The 20,827-nt window shown below is 62.5% G+C and carries 15 protein-coding genes, 1 tRNA gene and 1 pseudogene; 2 read left to right on the top strand and 15 right to left on the bottom strand.

The window, feature by feature from the left end:
• Positions 1 to 66 precede the first annotated feature (66 nt).
• The 3 genes from fusA to rpsL all read right to left on the bottom strand — a co-directional run bounded on the left by fusA (position 67) and on the right by rpsL (position 3,114).
• Positions 67 to 2,157, bottom strand: coding sequence for an elongation factor G (gene fusA, locus MESS2_RS17195; protein ID WP_008875665.1), 2,091 nt, complete (start codon positions 2,155 to 2,157; stop codon positions 67 to 69).
• A 29-nt stretch (positions 2,158 to 2,186) separates the two neighbouring features.
• Positions 2,187 to 2,657 (bottom strand): 30S ribosomal protein S7, encoded by a 471-nt coding sequence (gene rpsG, locus MESS2_RS17190; protein WP_008875664.1) that lies wholly within the window; start codon positions 2,655 to 2,657, stop codon positions 2,187 to 2,189.
• Positions 2,658 to 2,742: 85 nt separating this feature from the next.
• Positions 2,743 to 3,114 (bottom strand): 30S ribosomal protein S12, encoded by a 372-nt coding sequence (rpsL, locus tag MESS2_RS17185; protein WP_006333356.1) that lies wholly within the window; start codon positions 3,112 to 3,114, stop codon positions 2,743 to 2,745.
• Between the two features lie 475 nt (positions 3,115 to 3,589).
• Here rpsL and MESS2_RS17180 point away from each other — a divergent pair, with 475 nt between their 5' ends.
• Positions 3,590 to 3,871, top strand: a complete 282-nt coding sequence (locus MESS2_RS17180; RefSeq protein ID WP_008875663.1) for a transcriptional regulator — start codon at positions 3,590 to 3,592, stop codon at positions 3,869 to 3,871.
• 146 nt (positions 3,872 to 4,017) lie between these two features.
• Positions 4,018 to 4,953, top strand: a complete 936-nt coding sequence (locus MESS2_RS17175; RefSeq protein WP_008875662.1) for a Gfo/Idh/MocA family protein — start codon at positions 4,018 to 4,020, stop codon at positions 4,951 to 4,953.
• A 19-nt stretch (positions 4,954 to 4,972) separates the two neighbouring features.
• Here the strand turns inward: MESS2_RS17175 and MESS2_RS17170 are convergent, their stop codons facing one another.
• From MESS2_RS17170 to MESS2_RS17115, 12 genes and pseudogenes are all read right to left on the bottom strand, one after another.
• The gene (locus MESS2_RS17170; RefSeq protein WP_040593380.1) at positions 4,973 to 5,638 is read right to left on the bottom strand and encodes an O-methyltransferase; all 666 of its coding nucleotides are present in this window, start codon (positions 5,636 to 5,638) and stop codon (positions 4,973 to 4,975) included.
• Positions 5,639 to 5,718: 80 nt separating this feature from the next.
• Entirely contained in the window at positions 5,719 to 9,915 is a 4,197-nt protein-coding gene (gene rpoC / locus MESS2_RS17165; RefSeq protein ID WP_008875660.1) for a DNA-directed RNA polymerase subunit beta', read from the bottom strand.
• A gap of 130 nt (positions 9,916 to 10,045) precedes the next feature.
• Positions 10,046 to 14,182, bottom strand: a complete 4,137-nt coding sequence (gene rpoB / locus MESS2_RS17160; protein ID WP_008875659.1) for a DNA-directed RNA polymerase subunit beta — start codon at positions 14,180 to 14,182, stop codon at positions 10,046 to 10,048.
• 257 nt (positions 14,183 to 14,439) lie between these two features.
• The gene (gene rplL / locus MESS2_RS17155; protein WP_008875658.1) at positions 14,440 to 14,817 is read right to left on the bottom strand and encodes a 50S ribosomal protein L7/L12; all 378 of its coding nucleotides are present in this window, start codon (positions 14,815 to 14,817) and stop codon (positions 14,440 to 14,442) included.
• Between the two features lie 54 nt (positions 14,818 to 14,871).
• A complete protein-coding gene (gene rplJ, locus MESS2_RS17150; RefSeq protein ID WP_008875657.1) occupies positions 14,872 to 15,390 on the bottom strand; it encodes a 50S ribosomal protein L10 in 519 nt (172 codons plus the stop codon).
• 414 nt (positions 15,391 to 15,804) lie between these two features.
• On the bottom strand, positions 15,805 to 16,503 hold the full coding sequence (gene rplA, locus MESS2_RS17145) for a 50S ribosomal protein L1 (RefSeq protein WP_008875656.1): 699 nt from the start codon (positions 16,501 to 16,503) through the stop codon (positions 15,805 to 15,807).
• Positions 16,504 to 16,507: 4 nt separating this feature from the next.
• Positions 16,508 to 16,936 (bottom strand): 50S ribosomal protein L11, encoded by a 429-nt coding sequence (rplK, locus tag MESS2_RS17140; RefSeq protein WP_006202140.1) that lies wholly within the window; start codon positions 16,934 to 16,936, stop codon positions 16,508 to 16,510.
• Positions 16,937 to 17,107: 171 nt separating this feature from the next.
• On the bottom strand, positions 17,108 to 17,635 hold the full coding sequence (nusG, locus tag MESS2_RS17135; RefSeq protein WP_008875655.1) for a transcription termination/antitermination protein NusG: 528 nt from the start codon (positions 17,633 to 17,635) through the stop codon (positions 17,108 to 17,110).
• Between the two features lie 27 nt (positions 17,636 to 17,662).
• A complete protein-coding gene (secE, locus tag MESS2_RS17130; RefSeq protein ID WP_040593378.1) occupies positions 17,663 to 17,866 on the bottom strand; it encodes a preprotein translocase subunit SecE in 204 nt (67 codons plus the stop codon).
• A gap of 371 nt (positions 17,867 to 18,237) precedes the next feature.
• Positions 18,238 to 18,313: transfer RNA gene (locus MESS2_RS17125), tRNA-Trp, on the bottom strand.
• A gap of 110 nt (positions 18,314 to 18,423) precedes the next feature.
• A pseudogene (locus tag MESS2_RS17120) lies at positions 18,424 to 18,902 on the bottom strand (group II truncated hemoglobin).
• 91 nt (positions 18,903 to 18,993) lie between these two features.
• Positions 18,994 to 20,661, bottom strand: a complete 1,668-nt coding sequence (locus tag MESS2_RS17115; RefSeq protein ID WP_008875651.1) for a COG3904 family protein — start codon at positions 20,659 to 20,661, stop codon at positions 18,994 to 18,996.
• Between the last annotated feature and the right edge of the window lie 166 nt (positions 20,662 to 20,827).

Raw genomic sequence — 20,827 nt, 5'->3', positions numbered from 1 at the left:
GTGATGTCTCCATTCCTGCTCGCCCGTGCGGGCTTTGAATTAAGTTAGCGCTGCAACCCGTGCGAGTTACGCGTATTTCTTCTGGACTTCCTGGGCGACCGCGGTCGGCACCGGCTCGTAATGGTCGAACTGCATGGTGTAGGCAGCGCGGCCCTGGCTCATCGAGCGCAAATTGTCGACGTATTTGAACATGTTGGCGAGCGGCACCATGGCGTTGATGACCACGGCGACGCCGCGGGCTTCCTGGCCCTGGATCTGGCCGCGACGGCCGTTCAGATCGCCGATGACGCTGCCGACGTAGTCTTCCGGCGTCACCACCTCGACCTTCATGATCGGCTCGAGCAACTGAACGCCGAGCTTGGGCGCAGCTTCACGGAAGCAGGCGCGGCCGGCGATTTCGAAGGCGAGCACCGAGGAGTCGACGTCGTGGTAGGCGCCGTCGATGAGCGTCGCCTTGACGCCGATCATCGGGAAGCCTGCGAACGGGCCGGACGTCATGACGCTGTTGATGCCCTTTTCGACGCCGGGGATGTATTCTTTCGGCACGGCACCGCCAACGATCTTCGATTCGAACTCGAATTCGCTGCTTTCCGGATTCGGCTCGAAGAGGAGCTTGACGCGGGCGAACTGACCGGTACCGCCGGTCTGCTTCTTATGCGTGTAGTCCTGCTCGTGCTTGCGGGTGATCGTCTCACGATAGGCCACCTGCGGCGCGCCGACATTGGCCTCGACCTTGAACTCGCGGCGCATGCGGTCGACGATGATGTCGAGGTGAAGCTCGCCCATGCCCGAGATGATGGTCTGGCCCGATTCCTCGTCGGTCTTGACGCGGAAGGACGGATCCTCGGCTGCCAGGCGGTGAAGGGCGAGACCCATCTTTTCCTGGTCGTTCTTGGTCTTCGGCTCGATGGCGATCTGGATGACCGGGTCGGGGAATTCCATGCGCTCGAGGATGACCGGGTGCAGCGGATCGCACAGCGTATCGCCGGTGGTCGTGTCCTTGAGGCCGGCCAGAGCGACGATGTCGCCGGCGAACGCCTCTTCGACGTCGGCCCGCGAATTCGCATGCATCTGCAGCATGCGGCCAATGCGCTCTTTCTTGCCTTTGACGGTGTTGTCGACCGAGATACCCTTGGTAAGCTTGCCCGAATAGATGCGGGCAAAGGTCAGCGAACCGACGAACGGGTCGTTCATGATCTTGAAGGCGAGCATCGACAGCGGCTCGTTGTCGTCGGCGTGACGCTCGATCTCGGCGTCGGTCTTGGCGTCGACGCCCTTGATGGCCGGAACGTCGGCCGGCGACGGCAGATATTCGACGACGGCGTCGAGCAGCGGCTGCACGCCCTTGTTCTTGAAGGCCGAGCCGCAGAACATCGGGTAGAATTTGACCGCGATGGTGCCCTTGCGGATCAGCGAACGGATCTCGTCATTCGACGGCATCTTGCCTTCGAGGTAGTTTTCGAGCGCCGTCTCGTCCATTTCGACGGCGGCTTCGATCATCTTCTCGCGGTATTCTTCCGCACGTGCCCTAAGGTCGGCCGGGATCTCGACGACGTCCCAGGCAGCGCCCAGTGTCTCGTCCCGCCAGACCAGCGCATTCATCTCGACGAGGTCGACGACGCCCTTGAACTCGGTCTCGGCGCCGATCGGCAGCTGCATGACGACGGCCTGCGCGCCGAGGCGCGAACCGATCATCTCGACCGAGCGATAGAAGTCGGCACCGATCTTGTCCATCTTGTTGCAGAAGATCATGCGCGGCACGCGGTACTTGTCGGCCTGGCGCCAGACGGTTTCCGTCTGCGGCTCGACACCAGCATTGGCATCGAGCAGCGCAATGGCGCCGTCGAGCACGCGCAGCGAACGCTCGACCTCGATGGTGAAGTCGACGTGTCCGGGGGTGTCGATGATGTTGAAGCGGTGCATCTTGCCGTCACGACCCTTCCAGAAGGTCGTGGTCGCGGCCGACGTGATGGTGATGCCGCGTTCCTGCTCCTGCTCCATCCAGTCCATGGTGGCAGCGCCGTCATGGACTTCGCCGATCTTGTGCGACTTGCCCGTGTAATAGAGGACGCGCTCGGTGGTCGTCGTCTTGCCGGCGTCGATATGCGCCATGATACCGAAATTGCGGTAGTCTTCGATTTTATATTCGCGGGCCATCGTAGCTGCCTCTCAGTCTCGTTCGCGCTTTACCAGCGGTAGTGCGCGAAGGCGCGGTTGGCTTCTGCCATCTTGTGGGTGTCTTCACGCTTCTTGACGGCGGTTCCGCGGTTGTTGGCCGCGTCCATCAGCTCGCCGGAGAGGCGATCGACCATGGTGGTCTCATTGCGGTTGCGGGCGGCGGCGATCAGCCAGCGAATGGCCAATGCCTGACGGCGCTCGGGGCGCACATCGACCGGAACCTGGTAGGTGGCGCCGCCGACGCGGCGCGAACGCACTTCCACATGCGGCGCGACATTGTCGAGCGCCTGATGGAAGACGGTGACCGGCTCCTGCTTGGTCTTCGACTGGACCTGGTCGAGCGCACCGTAGACGATGGTCTCGGCAACCGACTTCTTGCCATCATACATGACGGCGTTCATGAACTTGGTGACGATCAGATCGCCGAACTTGGGGTCCGGATTGATCTCACGCTTTTCTGCACTGTGACGACGGGACATTTTTTCTCTGCCTCAATTCTGCGTGGTGGCCTGGATCCCGGTTTTCGGCATCGCTGCCTCCGGGATGACCTTGGCTACGCTTCGGTCACTTCGGACGCTTGGCGCCGTATTTCGAACGGCGCTGCTTGCGGTTCTTCACACCTTGCGTGTCGAGCACGCCGCGGATGATATGGTAGCGCACGCCCGGAAGATCCTTGACGCGGCCGCCGCGGATCATCACCACGGAGTGTTCCTGAAGGTTGTGACCTTCGCCGGGGATGTAACCGATCACTTCAAAACCATTGGTCAGGCGGATCTTGGCCACCTTGCGCAGCGCCGAGTTCGGCTTCTTCGGCGTCGTGGTATAGACGCGCGTGCAGACGCCCCGCTTCTGCGGGTTCTGCTGCATGGCCGGGACCTTGTTGCGCTTCACCGGCGCAATGCGCGGCTTGCGGATCAGCTGGTTGACGGTAGGCATTAAACCCTCTTGTCTCTCAATTCCGTGTCTCGCCCGGTCAGGGCCGCTCAAAGCGTCATTTCCATACGCAAATTCGGGCCACAAAACGCGCCTCGCGGTCTTGCCCGAACAAATGGCAGAGGAAGCGGAAGCCGCTTCATGCACGCCGGAAATGTCTTTTCGCTCGTAAAACGAACCCTGTTTGAGGCAAACTCCAAAGCGTGTCGCTTCGGAAGGGAGAGCCTCACATCGGTTCTGACTGGGCGGCTTCTACTCGCAAGCCTGTTGTCCGTCAACCCCGGAGCGCCAAATATTGCGCACCAACCGGGGCTTGGCAGCCATGCGAAAAACGCATGTAATTTTCTTTCGCCATTTTGCAAGAGCCGGGAAGAAAGTGACCGGCTTTTGGCTGTCATGCGGCCATGCTTCATGCGAAAAGGCGGCATGAACGGCGCAATCCCCTGCCCGCCAAACCCTATACAGAGGAATCGGCCCCGTGAACGACAACGAAGAACGCCCGGTCACCATCATCACCGGCCGGGTGTGGAAAAGGAAAGGCGGCAAGCCGGAAGGCGTTCACGTCATGCTGGTCGCGCCCGACGATGATTCGGCGGTGCGGCGCGCCCTCGAATCGCTGGCGGCCGAAGGCTACGCCGAGGCCGAGCTCGACCAGATCGGCGACATGGAGGGCGTGCCCGACGACGAGCCGCATCTGTCGGCCTATCAAGGCGCGCTCGAAGGCGAAGTCTCGATCGTCACCTTCGACGTGCCGCTCTGACGCAAGGACCGATCGGTCGCGGGCCAAGCTCGCAGCAGCTTATCTTAGACTCGGCCGCCATCTGCACCGAGGCTTGCCCGGCATCGGTTCTCTGCTAAGAACCCAATCTCAGCTAGCCAAGCACCTTTCCAATCGTCGGAGCCCCCATGTCCAGGAATAGCGACCCCATCAAGATCGGCATTGTCGGGGTGGGCAAGATCGTCCGCGACCAGCACCTTCCAGCCCTGGCGAAGGACCGGGACTATCGCCTGACCGCTGCTGCCAGCCGGAATGGCAAGGTCGACGGCATTGCGAATTTTCCAACCATAGAAGCTATGCTCGAGGCGGTGCCTGAGCTTGAGGCTGTATCGCTCTGCATGCCGCCGCAATTCCGCTACGACGCGGCGCGGGCGGCGTTGGCGGCGAAGAAGCATGTCTTCCTGGAGAAGCCGCCGGGCGCCACGGTCAGCGAGGTCGAAGACCTCAAGTCACTGGCGGCGGCAAACGGAGTTTCGCTGTTTGCCAGCTGGCACTCGCGCTATGCACCGGCGGTCGAAGCCGCGCGTGCATTTCTCGGCTCGGCCAAAATCAAATCGGCCGCCATCAACTGGAAAGAAGACGTGCGCCGCTGGCACCCGAACCAGGAATGGATCTGGGCGCCGGGCGGCTTCGGCGTCTTCGATCCCGGCATCAATGCGCTGTCGATCGCAACCCACATCCTGCCAGCGATGTTCATCACCTCGGCGGTTCTGGATTTTCCTGAAAACCGCGCGGCCCCGGTCGCGGCACATGTCGCCTTTCGCACGTCTGATGGATTGCCGGTGACGATGGAGCTCGACTGGCTGCAGACCGGCCCGCAGAGCTGGGACATTCTGGCTGACACGGACAAGGGCCAGATGGTGCTTTCGGGCGGCGGCACGAAGCTCGCCGTCGACGGCCGCGTCGTCCACGACGAGCCGGAAGCCGAATACCCGATGCTTTACAAGCGCTTTGCCGAGATCGTGCGCGCCGGTACGTCGGACGTCGACCTCGCCCCGCTCCAGCATGTCGCCGACGCCTTCATGCTCGGCAGGCGCAATGTGGTCGAAGCATTCTTTGATTGATCCGCGGGCGTCGGCCGGTTCAATTGACGATCGCAATGGCAAAGCCGTCATAGCCCTTGGCGCCGACTGTCTGGATGGCCGTGCCGTCGAGCCGTTTGTCGCCGCCGATGAACGAGAATGCCGCGCGTGCGCCTTCGACATTGGCGTCACTGCCATCCTCATCCAGCACCGCGCCGTCGCGGATGACGTTATCGCAGACGATGACGGTCCCCGGCCTCGAAAGGCGCATGGCCCATGACAGATAATTCGGGTTGTTCGGCTTGTCGGCGTCGATGAAGATCAGGTCGAACGGCCCGGCATTCTCGGCCCCCAGTGCTGCGAGTGACTGAAGCGCCGGCCCGACCCGCAGGTCCACCCGGTCCGACACCCCTGCCCGTTCAAAGTTCGACCGCGCGACACTGGCATGATGCGGGTCGAGTTCGAGGGTCACGATCTTGCCGTCGGCGGGCAATCCCCTTGCCATCCAGATGGTCGAGTAGCCGCCAAGCGTGCCGATCTCCAGCACCTTCTTCGCGCCGCCGATGCGCACCAGCAGCGACAACAGCTTGCCTTGCGCGGCCGAGACGTCGATCGCCGGCAGACCCTGGTCGCGGTTTGCCGCAAGCACCGCGTCAAGCACGGGATCCGCTTCGAAGAGAGAGGAAACGATGTAGTCGTCGACCGCGGTCCAAATCTTCTTGCTCATGTTCTTGTCGATCCTTTGGGAAAGCCAAAATGCGAAAAGGGGCCGCTTGGGCCCCTTTTCCATCTTCTCTTCTTCCGCGCTTACTGAGCGGCGTTGACCATGTCGGTCAGCATCGGGTCGGCGACCTCGACGCCCGAGGCCTTGCGGCGCTCGTCGATGATCAGCTCGTCGCGCGAGGTGGCGATGCGCCGGATCTGGCTCATCGTGCCGCCGGTGCCGGCCGGGATCAGCCGGCCGACGATGACGTTTTCCTTCAGCCCCTGCAGCATGTCGGTCTTGCCGGCAACCGCTGCTTCGGTGAGCACCCTGGTCGTCTCCTGGAAGGAGGCGGCCGAGATGAAGGACGGCGTCTGCAGCGAGGCCTTGGTGATGCCCAGGAGCACCGGCTGGCCTTCGGCCGGCTTTTTACCGTCCTCGATCAGCCGCTCGTTGACCTCTTCCAGCTCGATCACGTCGACGTGGTCGCCCGGAATGTAGGTCGAGTCGCCCTGCGTGGTGATCTCGACCTTCTGCAGCATCTGGCGAACGATCACCTCGATGTGCTTGTCGTTGATCGACACGCCCTGCAGGCGGTAGACCTCCTGGATCTCGTTGACCAGGTAGGAGGCAAGCGCTTCCACGCCCTTGATCGCCAGGATGTCGTGCGGCGCCGGATTGCCGTCCAGGATGTAGTCGCCCTTCTCGATGACGTCGCCGTCCTGGAGATGGAACGGCTTGCCCTTCGGGATCAGGTATTCGACCGGCTCAAGCGTCGAGTCATGCGGCTCGATGATGATGCGGCGCTTGTTCTTGTAGTCGCGGCCGAAGCGGATCGTGCCGTCGATCTCGGCGATGATGGCGTGATCCTTCGGACGGCGTGCCTCGAACAGTTCGGCAACACGCGGCAGACCGCCGGTGATGTCCTTGGTCTTGGCGCTTTCCATCGGAATACGCGCCAGCACGTCGCCGGGCTTCACATGCGCGCCCGGCTCGACCGAGAGAATGGCCTCGACCGAGAGCAGGAAGCGGGCGTCGCCGCCCTTCGACAGCTTGCCGACCTTACCCTTGGCGTCCTGGACGACGATCGCCGGCTTGAGGTCGTTGCCGCGTGGCGTCGAACGCCAGTCGATGACCTCGCGCTTGGTGATGCCGGTCGATTCGTCGGCCGTTTCCTGAACGGAAATGCCGTCGACCAGATCCTCGAACGCCACCCTGCCCTCGATTTCGGTGAGGATCGGGCGGGTATAGGGATCCCACTCAGCGATGCGCTGGCCGCGCTTCACCTTGTCGCCATCGTCAACGAAGATGCGCGAACCATAGGTGACGCGGTGCGTGGCGCGCTCCTTGCCGGCCTCGTCGAGGATCAGCACCGCCATGTTGCGGCCCATGACCATCTGCTGGCCGTCGGAGTTGCGCACCACGTTGCGGTTGCGGATCTCGACCTTGCCCTCATAGGAGGCTTCAAGGAACGACGAATCCACCACCTGCGCCGTGCCGCCCATGTGGAAGGTACGCATGGTGAGCTGGGTGCCCGGCTCGCCGATCGACTGCGCCGCGATGACGCCGACGGCTTCGCCCTGGTTGACCGGGGTGCCGCGGGCCAGATCGCGTCCGTAGCAGACCGCGCAGACGCCGACCCTGACCTCGCAGGTCAGCGCCGAGCGGATGCGGACCGACTGGACGCCGGCCTTTTCGATCTGCTCCACATCGCGTTCGTCCATCAGCGTTCCGGCCTTGACCAGAACCTCGCCCGACACCGGATGGGTGATGTCGTCGAGCGACGTACGACCCAGCACGCGCTGTCCGACCGAAGCGACGACCTGGCCGGCATCGACGATCGGCTGCATGGTAAGGCCCTTGTCGGTGCCGCAGTCGACGGAGTTGACGATGCAGTCCTGCGCCACGTCGACCAGACGACGGGTGAGGTAGCCCGAGTTCGCCGTCTTCAAGGCGGTGTCGGCCAGACCCTTGCGGGCGCCGTGGGTCGAGTTGAAGTACTCGAGCACGGTCAGGCCTTCCTTGAAGTTCGAGATGATCGGCGTCTCGATGATCTCGCCCGACGGCTTGGCCATCAGGCCGCGCATGCCGGCGAGCTGGCGCATCTGGGTGGGCGAGCCGCGCGCACCGGAGTGCGACATCATGTAGATCGAGTTCATCGGCTTCTGACGGCCATTGTCCTCGAACTCGACCGCCTTGATGCGGGCCATCATCTCGTCGGCGACCTTTTCCGAGCACTTGGCCCAGGCGTCGACGACCTTGTTGTACTTCTCGCCCTGCGTGATCAGGCCGTCATTGTACTGCTGCTCGTATTCCTTGGCCAAAGCCTCGGTGTCGGAGACCAGCTTGATCTTGGCATCCGGGATCAGCATGTCGTCCTTGCCGAACGAGATGCCGGCGCGGCAGGCGTGGCTGAAGCCGAGCGCCATGATGCGGTCACAGAAAATGACCGTCTCCTTCTGACCGCAATGGCGGTAGACGGTGTCGATCATCTTGGAGATGTTCTTCTTGGTCATCTCCTGGTTGGCCGTCTCGTAAGGCACGTTGACGTTCTTCGGCAGCAGTTCGCCGATGATCATGCGGCCAGGCGTGGTGTCGTGGATCTTCGACACGACGTTGCCTTCGGCGTCGACCGTGCGGAAACGACCCTTGATCTTGGAATGCAGCGTCACCGCCTTGGTCTCGAGCGCATGCTGGAGTTCGCCCATATCGGCAAACACCATGCCTTCGCCCGGCTCGTTCTGATTGACGATCGAGAGATAGTAGAGACCGAGAACCATGTCCTGCGACGGCACGATGATCGGCGCGCCGGAAGCCGGGTGCAGGATGTTGTTGGTCGACATCATCAGCACGCGGGCTTCAAGCTGCGCTTCCAGCGACAGCGGCACGTGAACGGCCATCTGGTCGCCGTCGAAGTCGGCGTTGAAGGCCGTGCAGACCAGCGGGTGAAGCTGGATCGCCTTGCCTTCGATCAGGATCGGCTCGAACGCCTGGATGCCGAGGCGGTGCAGCGTCGGCGCGCGGTTCAGCAGCACCGGATGCTCGCGGATGACCTCGTCGAGGATATCCCAGACCTCCGGACGCTCCTTCTCGACCAGCTTCTTGGCCTGCTTGACGGTCGAGGAATAACCCTTGGCGTCGAGGCGGGCGTAGATGAAGGGCTTGAACAGTTCGAGCGCCATCTTCTTCGGCAGGCCGCACTGGTGCAGCTTGAGCTCCGGACCGGTGACGATGACCGAGCGGCCGGAATAGTCGACGCGCTTGCCGAGCAGGTTCTGGCGGAACCGGCCCTGCTTGCCCTTGAGCATGTCGGACAGCGACTTCAGCGGACGCTTGTTGGCGCCGGTGATGACGCGGCCGCGGCGGCCATTGTCGAACAGTGCGTCGACGGCTTCCTGCAGCATGCGCTTTTCATTGCGCACGATGATGCCGGGCGCGCGCAGCTCGATCAGCCGCTTCAGGCGGTTGTTGCGGTTGATGACGCGGCGATAGAGATCGTTGAGGTCGGACGTGGCGAAACGGCCGCCATCCAGCGGGACAAGCGGGCGCAGGTCCGGCGGGATCACCGGAACCACCTTCATGATCATCCATTCCGGACGATTGCCGGACTCCATGAAGTTCTCGACGACCTTGAGCCGCTTCAGATACTTCTTCTGCTTCAGCTCGGACGTGGTCGAAGCCAGCTCCGAGCGCAGGTCGCCGGCGATCTTCTCCAGGTCCATGCCGGCCAGGAGGTCGTGGATGGCCTCGGCGCCGATCATGGCGGTGAAGCTGTCCTCGCCATATTCGTCGACGGCGATCATGTACTCTTCCTCGCTGAGGAGCTGGTGCTCCTTCAGCGCGGTCAAGCCGGGCTCGGTGACGATGTAGTTCTCGAAGTAGAGGACGCGCTCAATGTCCTTCAGCGTCATGTCGAGCAGCGTGCCGATGCGCGAGGGCAGCGACTTCAGGAACCAGATATGGGCGACAGGTGCTGCGAGCTCGATATGGCCCATGCGCTCGCGCCGGACGCGCGACAGCGTGACCTCGACGCCGCACTTCTCGCAGATGACGCCCTTGTACTTCATGCGCTTGTACTTGCCGCACAGGCACTCATAGTCCTTGATCGGGCCGAAAATGCGCGCGCAGAACAGGCCGTCGCGCTCCGGCTTGAAGGTGCGGTAGTTGATGGTCTCCGGCTTCTTGATCTCGCCGAACGACCAGGACAGAATCTTCTCAGGGCTGGCGAGCGAAATCCGGATGGAATCGAACACCTGCGCCGGCGCCTGTGGATTGAAGAGATTCATGACCTCTTGGTTCATGCCGTTCTCCTTTTCGGGGTCCTCGAAAACCCCTTGCATCTATCGCGAGCCGAATGCCCGCTGAGTGGTCGGCCCACCGGCCGTAGAATTGGTGCATCCGGTCGCGGGTTTCCGCGACCGGATGTCTTCATTACTCGGCCGCGTCGGGCAGCCGGACAGGGTTGTCGTCGAGCTTGGTGTTCTCCAGCTCGACATTGAGGCCGAGAGACCGCATTTCCTTGACCAGAACGTTGAAGCTCTCCGGAATGCCGGCCTCGAACGTGTCGTCGCCTCTGACGATCGCCTCGTAGACCTTGGTGCGGCCGGCGACGTCGTCCGACTTCACCGTCAGCATCTCCTGCAGCGTGTAGGCGGCGCCGTATGCTTCGAGCGCCCAGACCTCCATTTCGCCGAAGCGCTGGCCGCCGAACTGCGCCTTGCCGCCCAGCGGCTGCTGGGTAACGAGCGAGTACGGTCCGATCGAACGCGCGTGGATCTTGTCGTCCACAAGGTGGTGAAGCTTGAGCATATATATGTAGCCCATCGTCACTTTGCGATCGAACGGCTCGCCGGTGCGTCCGTCATAGAGCTGCGACTGACCGCTGGTGTGCAGGCCCGCCTGCTCCAGCATGATGTTGATGTCGGCTTCGTGCGCGCCGTCGAACACCGGTGTCGCGATAGAGACGCCGCGGCGCATCTGTTCGCTGAGGCGAACGACGCTCTCGTCGTCATACTCGCGGATCGGCTCGTTGCGGTCGTTGGCCGGCATGAAGCTCTCGAGCGTCTTGCGCAGCGGCTTGATGTCGCCGCCTGTCTTGTACGCGTCGATCAGCTCGCCGATCTTCCTGCCCATGCCGGCGCAAGCCCAGCCCAGATGCGTTTCCAGGATCTGGCCGACATTCATGCGGCTCGGCACACCCAGCGGGTTGAGCACGATATCGGCATGCGTGCCGTCCTCGAGGAAAGGCATGTCCTCGACCGGAACGATGCGCGACACGACACCCTTGTTGCCGTGCCGGCCGGCCATCTTGTCGCCGGGCTGCATCTTGCGCTTCACGGCCACGAAGACCTTGACCATCTTCATGACGCCCGGAGGCATTTCGTCGCCGCGCTGCACCTTCTCGACCTTGTCCATGAAGCGCTGTTCGAGCGCCTTCTTGGAATCGTCGTACTGGCCACGCAGCGCCTCAAGTTCGCTCTGGAGCTTCTCGTTCTCCACGGCAAACTGCCACCACTGCGAACGCGGATACTCGTCGAGCGTGTCCTTCGACAGCTTCGAGCCCTTCTTGAACCCCTTCGGCCCGGCAATCGCTTCCTTGCCGACGAGAACGTCGGAAAGGCGCGAATAGACGTTGCGGTCGAGGATCGCCTGCTCGTCGTCGCGGTCCTTGGCGAGGCGTTCGATCTCCTCGCGCTCGATCGCCATGGCGCGCTCGTCCTTCTCGACGCCGTGACGGTTGAAGACGCGCACTTCGACGACGGTGCCGAACGTGCCCGGAGGCATGCGCATCGAGGTATCGCGCACGTCAGAGGCCTTTTCGCCGAAGATGGCGCGCAGCAGCTTTTCTTCCGGCGTCATCGGGCTTTCGCCCTTCGGCGTGATCTTGCCGACCAGGATGTCGCCCGGCTGCACTTCCGCGCCGATATAGACGATGCCGGCTTCGTCGAGGTTCTTCAGCGCCTCTTCCGAGACGTTGGGAATATCGCGCGTGATTTCCTCTGGACCGAGCTTGGTGTCGCGCGCCATGACCTCGAACTCCTCGATGTGGATCGAGGTGAAGACGTCGTCGGCGACGATGCGCTCGGACAAGAGGATGGAGTCCTCGTAGTTGTAGCCGTTCCACGGCATGAATGCGACCAGCACGTTGCGGCCGAGCGCCAGATCGCCGAGTTCGGTCGAGGGACCGTCGGCGATGATGTCGCCCTTGTTGACCCGATCGCCCATGCGCACCAGCGGACGCTGATTGATGCAGGTGTTCTGGTTCGAACGCTGGAACTTCATCAGCCGGTAGATGTCGACGCCCGACTTGCCGGGATCGAGATCTTCCGTGGCGCGGATGACGATACGCGTCGCGTCCACCTGGTCGACGACGCCGCCGCGACGAGCACCGATGGCAGCGCCTGAGTCACGGGCGACGATCGGCTCCATGCCGGTGCCGACAAACGGCGCCTCGGCGCGCACCAGCGGCACGGCCTGACGCTGCATGTTCGAGCCCATCAGAGCGCGGTTGGCGTCGTCGTTCTCGAGGAACGGGATCAGGGCGGCTGCCACCGACACCATCTGCTTCGGCGACACGTCCATCAGATCGACGTTTTCGCGCGGCGCCATCATCACTTCGCCGGCGTTGCGGCAAATGACGAATTCGTCGACGAAACCGCCGTTCTTGTCGAGCTCGGCATTGGCCTGCGCGACATGGTGCTTGGCCTCTTCCATCGCCGAGAGATAGACGACTTCATTGGTCAGCTTGCCGTTGACGATCTTGCGGTACGGGCTCTCGATGAAGCCGTACTTGTTGACGCGCGCAAATGTGGCCAGCGAGTTGATCAGACCGATGTTCGGGCCTTCCGGCGTCTCGATCGGGCAGATGCGGCCGTAATGCGTCGGGTGCACGTCGCGCACCTCGAAGCCGGCGCGCTCGCGCGTCAGACCGCCCGGTCCAAGCGCCGAAAGACGGCGCTTGTGGGTGATCTCCGACAGCGGGTTGGTCTGGTCCATGAACTGCGACAGCTGCGAGGAGCCGAAGAACTCGCGCACGGCGGCGGCGGCCGGTTTGGCGTTGATCAGATCCTGCGGCATGACCGTGTCGATCTCGATCGAGGACATACGCTCCTTGATCGCGCGCTCCATGCGCAGCAGGCCGACGCGGTACTGGTTTTCCATCAGCTCGCCGACCGAACGCACGCGGCGGTTGCCGAGATTGTCGATGTCGTCGATCTCGCCCTTGCCGTCGCGCAGTTCAACCAGCGTCTTGACCACGGCCAGGATGTCGTCCTTGCGCAGCACGCGCACGGTATCCTCGGCCTTGAGCTCAAGGCGCATGTTCATCTTGACGCGGCCGACGGCCGACAGATCATAGCGCTCGCTGTCGAAGAACAGCGAGTTGAACATGGCTTCGGCGGTCTCCAGCGTCGGCGGCTCGCCGGGGCGCATGACGCGGTAGATGTCGAACAGCGCGTCCTGGCGGCTCTCGTTCTTGTCGACGTTGAGCGTGTTGCGGATATAGGCGCCGACATTGACGTGGTCGATGTCGAGAACCTTGATCTCGTCCTCGCCGGTGCCGAGCAGCACCTTCAGCGTCTTGTCGTCGATCTCGTCGCCGGCTTCGAGGAAAATCTCGCCGGTGGCGTAGTTGACGATGTCCTCGGCAAGATAGTTGCCGAGCAGATCCTCATCGGTCGCCTTGATCGCCTTGAGACCCTTTTCGCCCAGCGCCCTGGCCTGGCGTGCAGTGATCTTCTTGCCGGCCTCGACGACGACCTCGCCGGTGTCGGCATCAATCAGGTCGCCGACAGCCTTGAGGCCGCGGAAACGCTCGACATTGAAGGGGATGCGCCAATGGTCGCCGGCGCGCTTGTAGGTGATCTTGTTGTAGAAGGTCGACAGGATCTCCTCGCCGTCCATGCCGAGCGCCATCAGCAGCGACGTCACCGGAATCTTGCGGCGGCGGTCGATACGGGCATGCACGACGTCCTTCGAATCGAACTCGATGTCGAGCCAGGAGCCGCGATAGGGGATGACGCGCGCGGCAAACAAAAGCTTGCCCGACGAGTGCGACTTGCCCTTGTCGTGGTCGAAGAAGACGCCCGGCGAACGGTGCATCTGCGAGACGATGACGCGCTCGGTGCCGTTGACGATGAAGGTGCCGTTCAAGGTCATGAGCGGCATGTCGCCCATGTAGACGTCCTGCTCCTTGATGTCCTTGATCGACTTGGCGCCGGTATCCTCGTCGATATCGAACACGATGAGGCGCAGCGTCACCTTCAGTGGCGCGGCATAGGTCAGGTCGCGCTGACGGCATTCGTCAACGTCGAATTTCGGTCCTTCGAACTCGTACTTCACGAACTCCAGCATCGAGGAGCCGGAAAAGTCCTGAATCGGGAAGACCGACTTGAAAACGGCCTGCAGTCCCTCGTCCGGACGCCCGCCCTTGGGCTCGTCCACCATCAGGAACTGGTCATAGGATGCTTTCTGAACCTCGATCAGGTTCGGCATCTCCGCAACTTCCGGGATCTTTCCGAAGAACTTGCGTACGCGTCTGCGGCCATTGAAAGTCTGGGTCTGGGCCATCGTCGCTCCTTAGCTCTAAACTCGGGACGAACCTCGCCGCGGTTCGCCTTGCATTCGCGGCCGCCTCGGCGGTGGCCCTTCAATCGGTTCTCCGGCCACCTGTCGGCGGTCGGCTAAAACGGGAGAAAACCCGTTTCCTGAAGGCCGATTCCGAGGCCCTCAGGAAAGAGGTTTTCGTACGTCTCGCGTTACGCGGCCTCCCTTCACGCGAAGGGAGTGGCGGACGGCGCGAGGCCGCCCGCCGCTTTAGACAACGCTTACTTCAAGTCGACCTTGGCGCCGGCTGCTTCGAGCTGGGCCTTGAACTTGTCGGCGTCGGCCTTGGAAACGCCTTCCTTGACCGGCTTCGGAGCCGCCTCGACCAGGTCCTTGGCTTCCTTGAGGCCAAGACCGGTGATGGCGCGGACTTCCTTGATGACGTTGATCTTCTGAGCGCCCGCCTCGGTGAGGACGACGTCGAATTCCGTCTTTTCCTCAGCCGGAGCAGCAGCGGCCGCAGCACCACCAGCGGCGGCAACCGCCACCGGAGCAGCGGCGGAAACGCCCCACTTTTCTTCCAGAAGCTTCGACAGCTCGGCCGCCTCGAGGACGGTCAGCTTCGAAAGGTCGTCTACGATCTTTGCCAGATCAGCCATTGTTGTATTCCTTCATAAGGTTCGAACGTGTGTTTGTGATAGCGAGGAACGGCCTCATGCCGCCTCGTCCTTCCGGGCGTAAGCGCCGATGACGCGCGCGACCGAAGCCGCGGGCGCATTGACGATCTGGGCGATCCGGGTTGCCGGCGTGGCGATCATGCCAACCAGCCTGGCGCGCAGCTCATCGAGCGACGGAAGTGTGGCGAGTGCCTTCACACCGTCGGCGTTGAGCGAGGTGGTGCCCATTGCGCCGCCGAGAATGACGAGCTTGTCATTTCCCTTGGCGAAATCGGACGCGACCTTCGGCGCCGCAATCGGATCCTCCGAATAGGCGATCAGCGTCTGTCCCTTGAACAGCTCGATGATCGATGCGGAGTCCGTGCCCTGAAGAGCGATTTTGGCGAGACGGTTCTTCGCGACTTTGACGGTGCCACCGGCAGCGCGCATTTTCGACCGAAGGTCGTTCATTTGCGCGACGGTGATACCGGCGTAGTGGGCCACGACGACTGAACCAGCGCTTGAAAACGCATCATTCAGGCCCGTGACGAGTTCGCGTTTTTCCGCTCTGTCCACTGCCTATCTCCAGTTGACCCCTGCCCTTTCAATGGGAACATTCCCATTCACGAGGACAGGCGTCGGGTTGCCTTTTGCCGGCCGGGCCATCCAGTAACGGATCTCCCGAACGACGCTCGAGGATCCTGCCCCCTTTCGCCACACCAGCCGGCAAGCCGGAGGGTGCGCAGACAAAAGGCAAACACGGTTCGAACCTTTCATTGGAGCTTGCGGCTCCGTTGTCCGGTCTTCACCCGTCTCATGCAGGCCCACATGAATTAAGGCCCCCTTTTCAAACCAAGGCTCGGGCCGCCCGCAATCTCGGACAGGATGTCCAGAAGCCTTTCGACTTCCGGGCACCGGGCCGCCGACAGGTCGGAGGCCCGGGATTCTTTTTCAGATCAGCCCTTTAGCGGCCGATCCGGGTAATTCGTGTCAGGACGCTGCGAGCGTCGAGACGTCGAGCTTGAGGCCCGGGCCCATCGTCGAGGTGACCGACACCTTCTTGACGTAGTTGCCCTTGGCGCCAGCCGGCTTTGCCTTGGTCACCGCGTCGGCGAAGGCGCGGACGTTTTCTTCCAGCGCCTTGACGTCGAACGAAACCTTGCCGACGCCGGCCTGAACGATGCCGGCCTTCTCGACACGGAACTCGACGGCGCCGCCCTTCGATGCCTTGACGGCGGCGGCAACGTCGGTGGTGACGGTGCCGACCTTCGGGTTCGGCATCATGCCGCGCGGGCCGAGCACCTTGCCCAGACGGCCGACCAGCGGCATCATGTCCGGCGTGGCGATACAGCGATCGAAGTCAATCGTGCCCTTCTGGACGATCTCGACCAGATCCTCGGCGCCAACGATATCGGCGCCGGCGGCCTTGGCTTCCTCGGCCTTATCGCCGCGTGCGAACACGGCGACGCGGACCGAGCGGCCGGTGCCGTTCGGCAGGTTCACCACGCCGCGGACCATCTGGTCGGCATGGCGCGGGTCGACGCCGAGATTCATGGCGACTTCGATGGTCTCGTCGAATTTCACCGAGGAACGATCCTTGAGCAGCTTCAGCGCTTCATTCAGCGCGTAAGCCTTGTTGGGATCGATGCCTTCGCGGGTCTTCGATACGCGTTTTGCAATCTTTGCCATGATCTCAGCCCACCACTTCCAGGCCCATCGAGCGGGCGGAACCCTCGACCATGCGCATGGCCGCCTCGACGTCGTTGGCGTTCAAATCCTTCATCTTCTGCTCGGCGATGGCGCGCACCTTGTCGCGGCCGATCGTGCCGGCCTTGACCTTGCCCGGCTCCTTCGAGCCCGACTTCAGGTTCGCGGCCTTCTTAAGGAAGTAGCTCACCGGCGGCGTCTTCATGACGAAGGTGAACGACTTGTCCTGGTAGTAGGTGATGACGACCGGGATCGGCGAGCCTTTTTCCATTTCCTGGGTCTGCGCGTTGAACGCCTTGCAGAACTCCATGATGTTGATGCCGCGCTGACCAAGCGCCGGGCCGATCGGGGGCGACGGCGTAGCCGAGCCCGCGGCAACCTGGAGCTTGAGCTGGCCTGCAACTTTCTTAGCCATCTCTATTCCTGCCTTTTCTCATGCCGGCCCACTATCGGGGAAACACCGGCGGTTGCAGTCTGGTGGTGCGGTTCGCGCGGCCGGCTAAGCCGCATTCGCCTCCCACCCGTTCAGGCCGCGCGGTTTTCCGCGCCGCCTCCCCTGCCGCCAACCGGCGGCGAGGATTTCGGATCAGCCCTTTTCGACCTGTCCGAATTCGAGATCGACGGGCACGGCGCGCCCGAAGATCGAAACTTCCACCTTGAGCCGCGCCCGCTCCTCGTCCACTTCCTGGACAAAACCATTGAACGACGCGAACGGACCGTCCGAAACACGGATCGCCTCGCCGATCTCGAACGTGACCGAGGGCTTGGGCCGCTCGACGCCTTCCTGCACCTGGTTCAGGATGCGCTGGGCCTCGGCCTCGGTGATCGGCACCGGCTTGGAGTCGCCCAGGAAACCGGTGACCTTCGGCGTGTTCTTCACCAGCGAGAAGATCGCGTCGGTCAAATTTGCCTTCAGCAGCACATAGCCCGGGAAGAACTTGCGCTCGGCATCGACCTTGCGGCCACGGCGGATCTCGACGACCTTCTCGGTCGGCACCACGATCTGCTCGATGTCGGCGGACAGGCCCTTCTGCTTGGCCTTGTTCTCGATATCCTCGGCGACCTTCTTTTCAAAGTTCGAATAGGCGTGGACGATGTACCACCGCGCAGTCATCTCAAGACTTCTCCGTAATCGCCGGACTTAGCGTCCAATGCCCAGAATCTGCTCGACCGCGAGGCCAAAGAGCTGATCGGCGCTGAAGAAAAAGATCATCGCGATCAGCGCGAACGCCAGGACCATCACCGTCGAGATCATCGTTTCGCGGCGCGACGGCCAAGTCACCTTGGCGGTCTCCGAGCGAACCTGCTGGAGAAAGACGAAAGGATTTGTGGTTTTCGAAGCCATGTGCCGCCTGTCTTCAAGACCCGTTGACCGGATCTCCTGGATGATCCCGCTGGCCGGGACGTGCCGCCTGAACCTCATGGCCGCGCCGAATCAGCGCAATCATTTCGCCCATGCAAATCGGACGCGTAAAGCCGGCTTCCCAGCTCCACGCGTCGCGTGTCTGTCTCGTCTACATAAAACCGATTCTTGATCCACGCAAGTGGCAAGTGTCCGCTTTATGACCAAACGCCGCCTCGGAACCATCCAGTCGTCCCGTCCCGGCTATCGGGCTCTTATGCCCCAACTCGGCCTATATGGCAAGTCATCGGCCGATTTTCAAAGGCCGGCTCGTTGGAAACCGGGCTTTTTCCGAGAAATCGCCATTTCGAAAATGGCACGGGCAGCAGGGCTCGAACCTACGACCTGCGGTTTTGGAGACCGCCGCTCTACCAACTGAGCTATGCCCGTATCGTGCGCATGTCGGCGCAGCAGGCGCTTCCTAAAAGCTTCCGCGCGCTCTGTAAAGAGTGGCGTGCGGCGAAGGGCGGTGGAAAACAGGGGTTCCCCAGCCTGCCTCGCTATTTGCCGCTCGCCTTATACGGACCGCCCGGCACGCCCCAGCCCCAGGCCGGCATCGGTTCGGTCTCGGGATCGCAGGTCTCGCCGAGATTGGAATTCATCCTGGCCAGCCGCGATCCCCATTCGACATAGGCCATGAAAGCCGAGCGGAATTCCGGATCGCCCGGCAGACCCACCGCATCGGCGGCATCAGCCAAAAGATTGATCCAGCGGCGGCGCTGTTCCTCGGTCAGATGCTTGCCGAGATGATGCATCACCATCTCGCGGTGGCCGCCATGGCTTTCGGTGTAGGTTTTCGGCCCGCCAAAGACCTCGCCGATGAAGGCGGCGACATGGGCAGGATGATCGGGCGACATTGTCTTGAACACCGGACCGACGACCGGTCCAACGCCACTTTGTCGTAAAAGGTCTGCGTCAGCCGGTTCAGCGCCTCGGTGCCGCCAGCCCATTCGAACAATGTCGGGACGCTCTCTTTCATCGCCGATCCTCGATTGTGATCGGCAGGGACGATAGCGGAAGGACCGTGCGTGGCTCAACCTGCCTCGATGGCCAGTCTGGCCGGCGCGAAGCTACAGCTTCGGGGGCGCCGCGGCCTCGGCATTGGCTGACGGCGTGACCCTGCAATTGTCAGGCTTCGGCGCCGATCTGCAGATGGTGGCGCCTGTCAGTTCGTCCACCGATTGAGGTCCCGTCGTCAGCCCGTTCTTCAGCATCATGTCTGGTTCGAGTTGGTGCCGGACCGAATTGCGCTGAATTGCGGTGAACAGATCCCGGCCAATCGCCATCTCGTCGAGATAGGCCTCAACCTTCTGCGCTTGCCCCACCGACTGGATGCTGAGGCGCGCACTGGGGCCGACAAGGCGCCTGACGCCGCCGGCGATCATGATCGGGCAGGCCGAATTGCATTCGCCGCCTGAATCGATGGTAAGTCCGGCATGGATGCCATCCTTGGCGACGCAACCCACCGCCCCGGGATCACAGTCGACGAAATCCGTTCGGGCAACGGCGACGTCGAGTTTGTGCTCCCGGATCAGCCGACCGGCCGCAATAGCGCCGAGCACGTCGCCTCCCGGCGAACTGATCACCACCGGCAGCCTTCGCCCGCCGACGGTATCGAGCAACTGGCGCAGCCTGTCGGGGGTTCCGGCGGTGATCGTGCCTTCCGCCGAGATCCACTCCGGGCAATCGGGATTGCAGAGCGGGTTGCTGCCGCGAACGAGGGCGAAGCGCATCTCCGCATCTTCCTTCGGCGCGGTCTCACCCGATGGAGGAACATCGGGCTTGGCTTCGGCCGCCGGCACGTCGGCCGGCTTCGCGCCCTTGTTCGCCGGTATCTCCCGGCAATTCGTCGGCACCGGATCTACCTTGCATATGGTCGGCGCGGTCAGCAGGTCGAGAGCATCCAGACTGGTGACGAGCTTCGTCTGAAACATGTCGTACGGAACCAACTGCTGGATGCCGCTGGCCGGCGTGCTCTTCATCGTTTCGAGCACGCCCGGGCCGACGCCCATCTCCTTCAGATAGGCGGCCAGCTTCTTCTCCAACGCCTTGCTCATCTCGTAGGTCTTGTAGCTGCCGGCGTTCTTGCGGCTGATGACCTTCTTGTCGATGATCTTCTTCTTGCCCTTCACCACGCGATAGGTGGTCCGGTACCGCAATTTCGTCCGGATATAGGTCGTGGTGATCTGATGGACGCCGAGATAGGCCAATTGCCCGACGACGCGCCTGATGCCGCCGGCAAACATCAACGGACAGGCGGAATTGCAGATGGCGCCGCTGGCATAGGCATTGCCGAAGTAGCGGGGGCCCTCGCCGTCGTTTTCCTTGCAGCCCTTGGCCACGGGCTGGCAGCCGGTGACCCGGGTTTTGCCGACCGCGATATCGAGCTTGTTCTTGCGGATCAGCCGGCCAAGCGCCAGCGCCGCCTCGACGTTGCCGCCTGGAGAATCCACGACAACAGGCAGTTTTCGGTCGCGGAGCGTCTTGAGCGTGCGTCTGAGCAGCGCCGGCGTTCCGGCCTCTATCGATCCTTCAGCCGATATCCATTCCGGGCAGGTCGGCTCGCAACCCGGCGCGTTGCTGCGGACAACGACAAACCGCATCGGCGGACCAAGATCGGGCATGGATTTCTTTGTATTCGCCGCGAAGGCGGCGTCGCCCATGACACAAAACGACACCAGGCAGATCAGCCCAAGCGCCCACCATGTCTGGCCATTCAAACGGTGCCACGGACCCATTTGGGCAAGCCCCCTCGATGCAACCTATACTAGTTACGGTTGCAGCGCTTGCAACAGATTTTGAAATGACGGCGTGCCCGCTCGACAAGGCTGTAACGCAAGGGTTCAACGAAAAAGGGCGGCCCCGAAGACCGCCCTTTCCTTCTCGATCTGGCGAAGGCCGGCG

It is taken from the genome of Mesorhizobium metallidurans STM 2683, from assembly GCF_000350085.1.
Lineage (GTDB): Bacteria > Pseudomonadota > Alphaproteobacteria > Rhizobiales > Rhizobiaceae > Mesorhizobium > Mesorhizobium metallidurans.
Note: the sequence above shows the minus strand (reverse complement) of the source record. Positions and strands in the feature narration are given on the sequence as shown.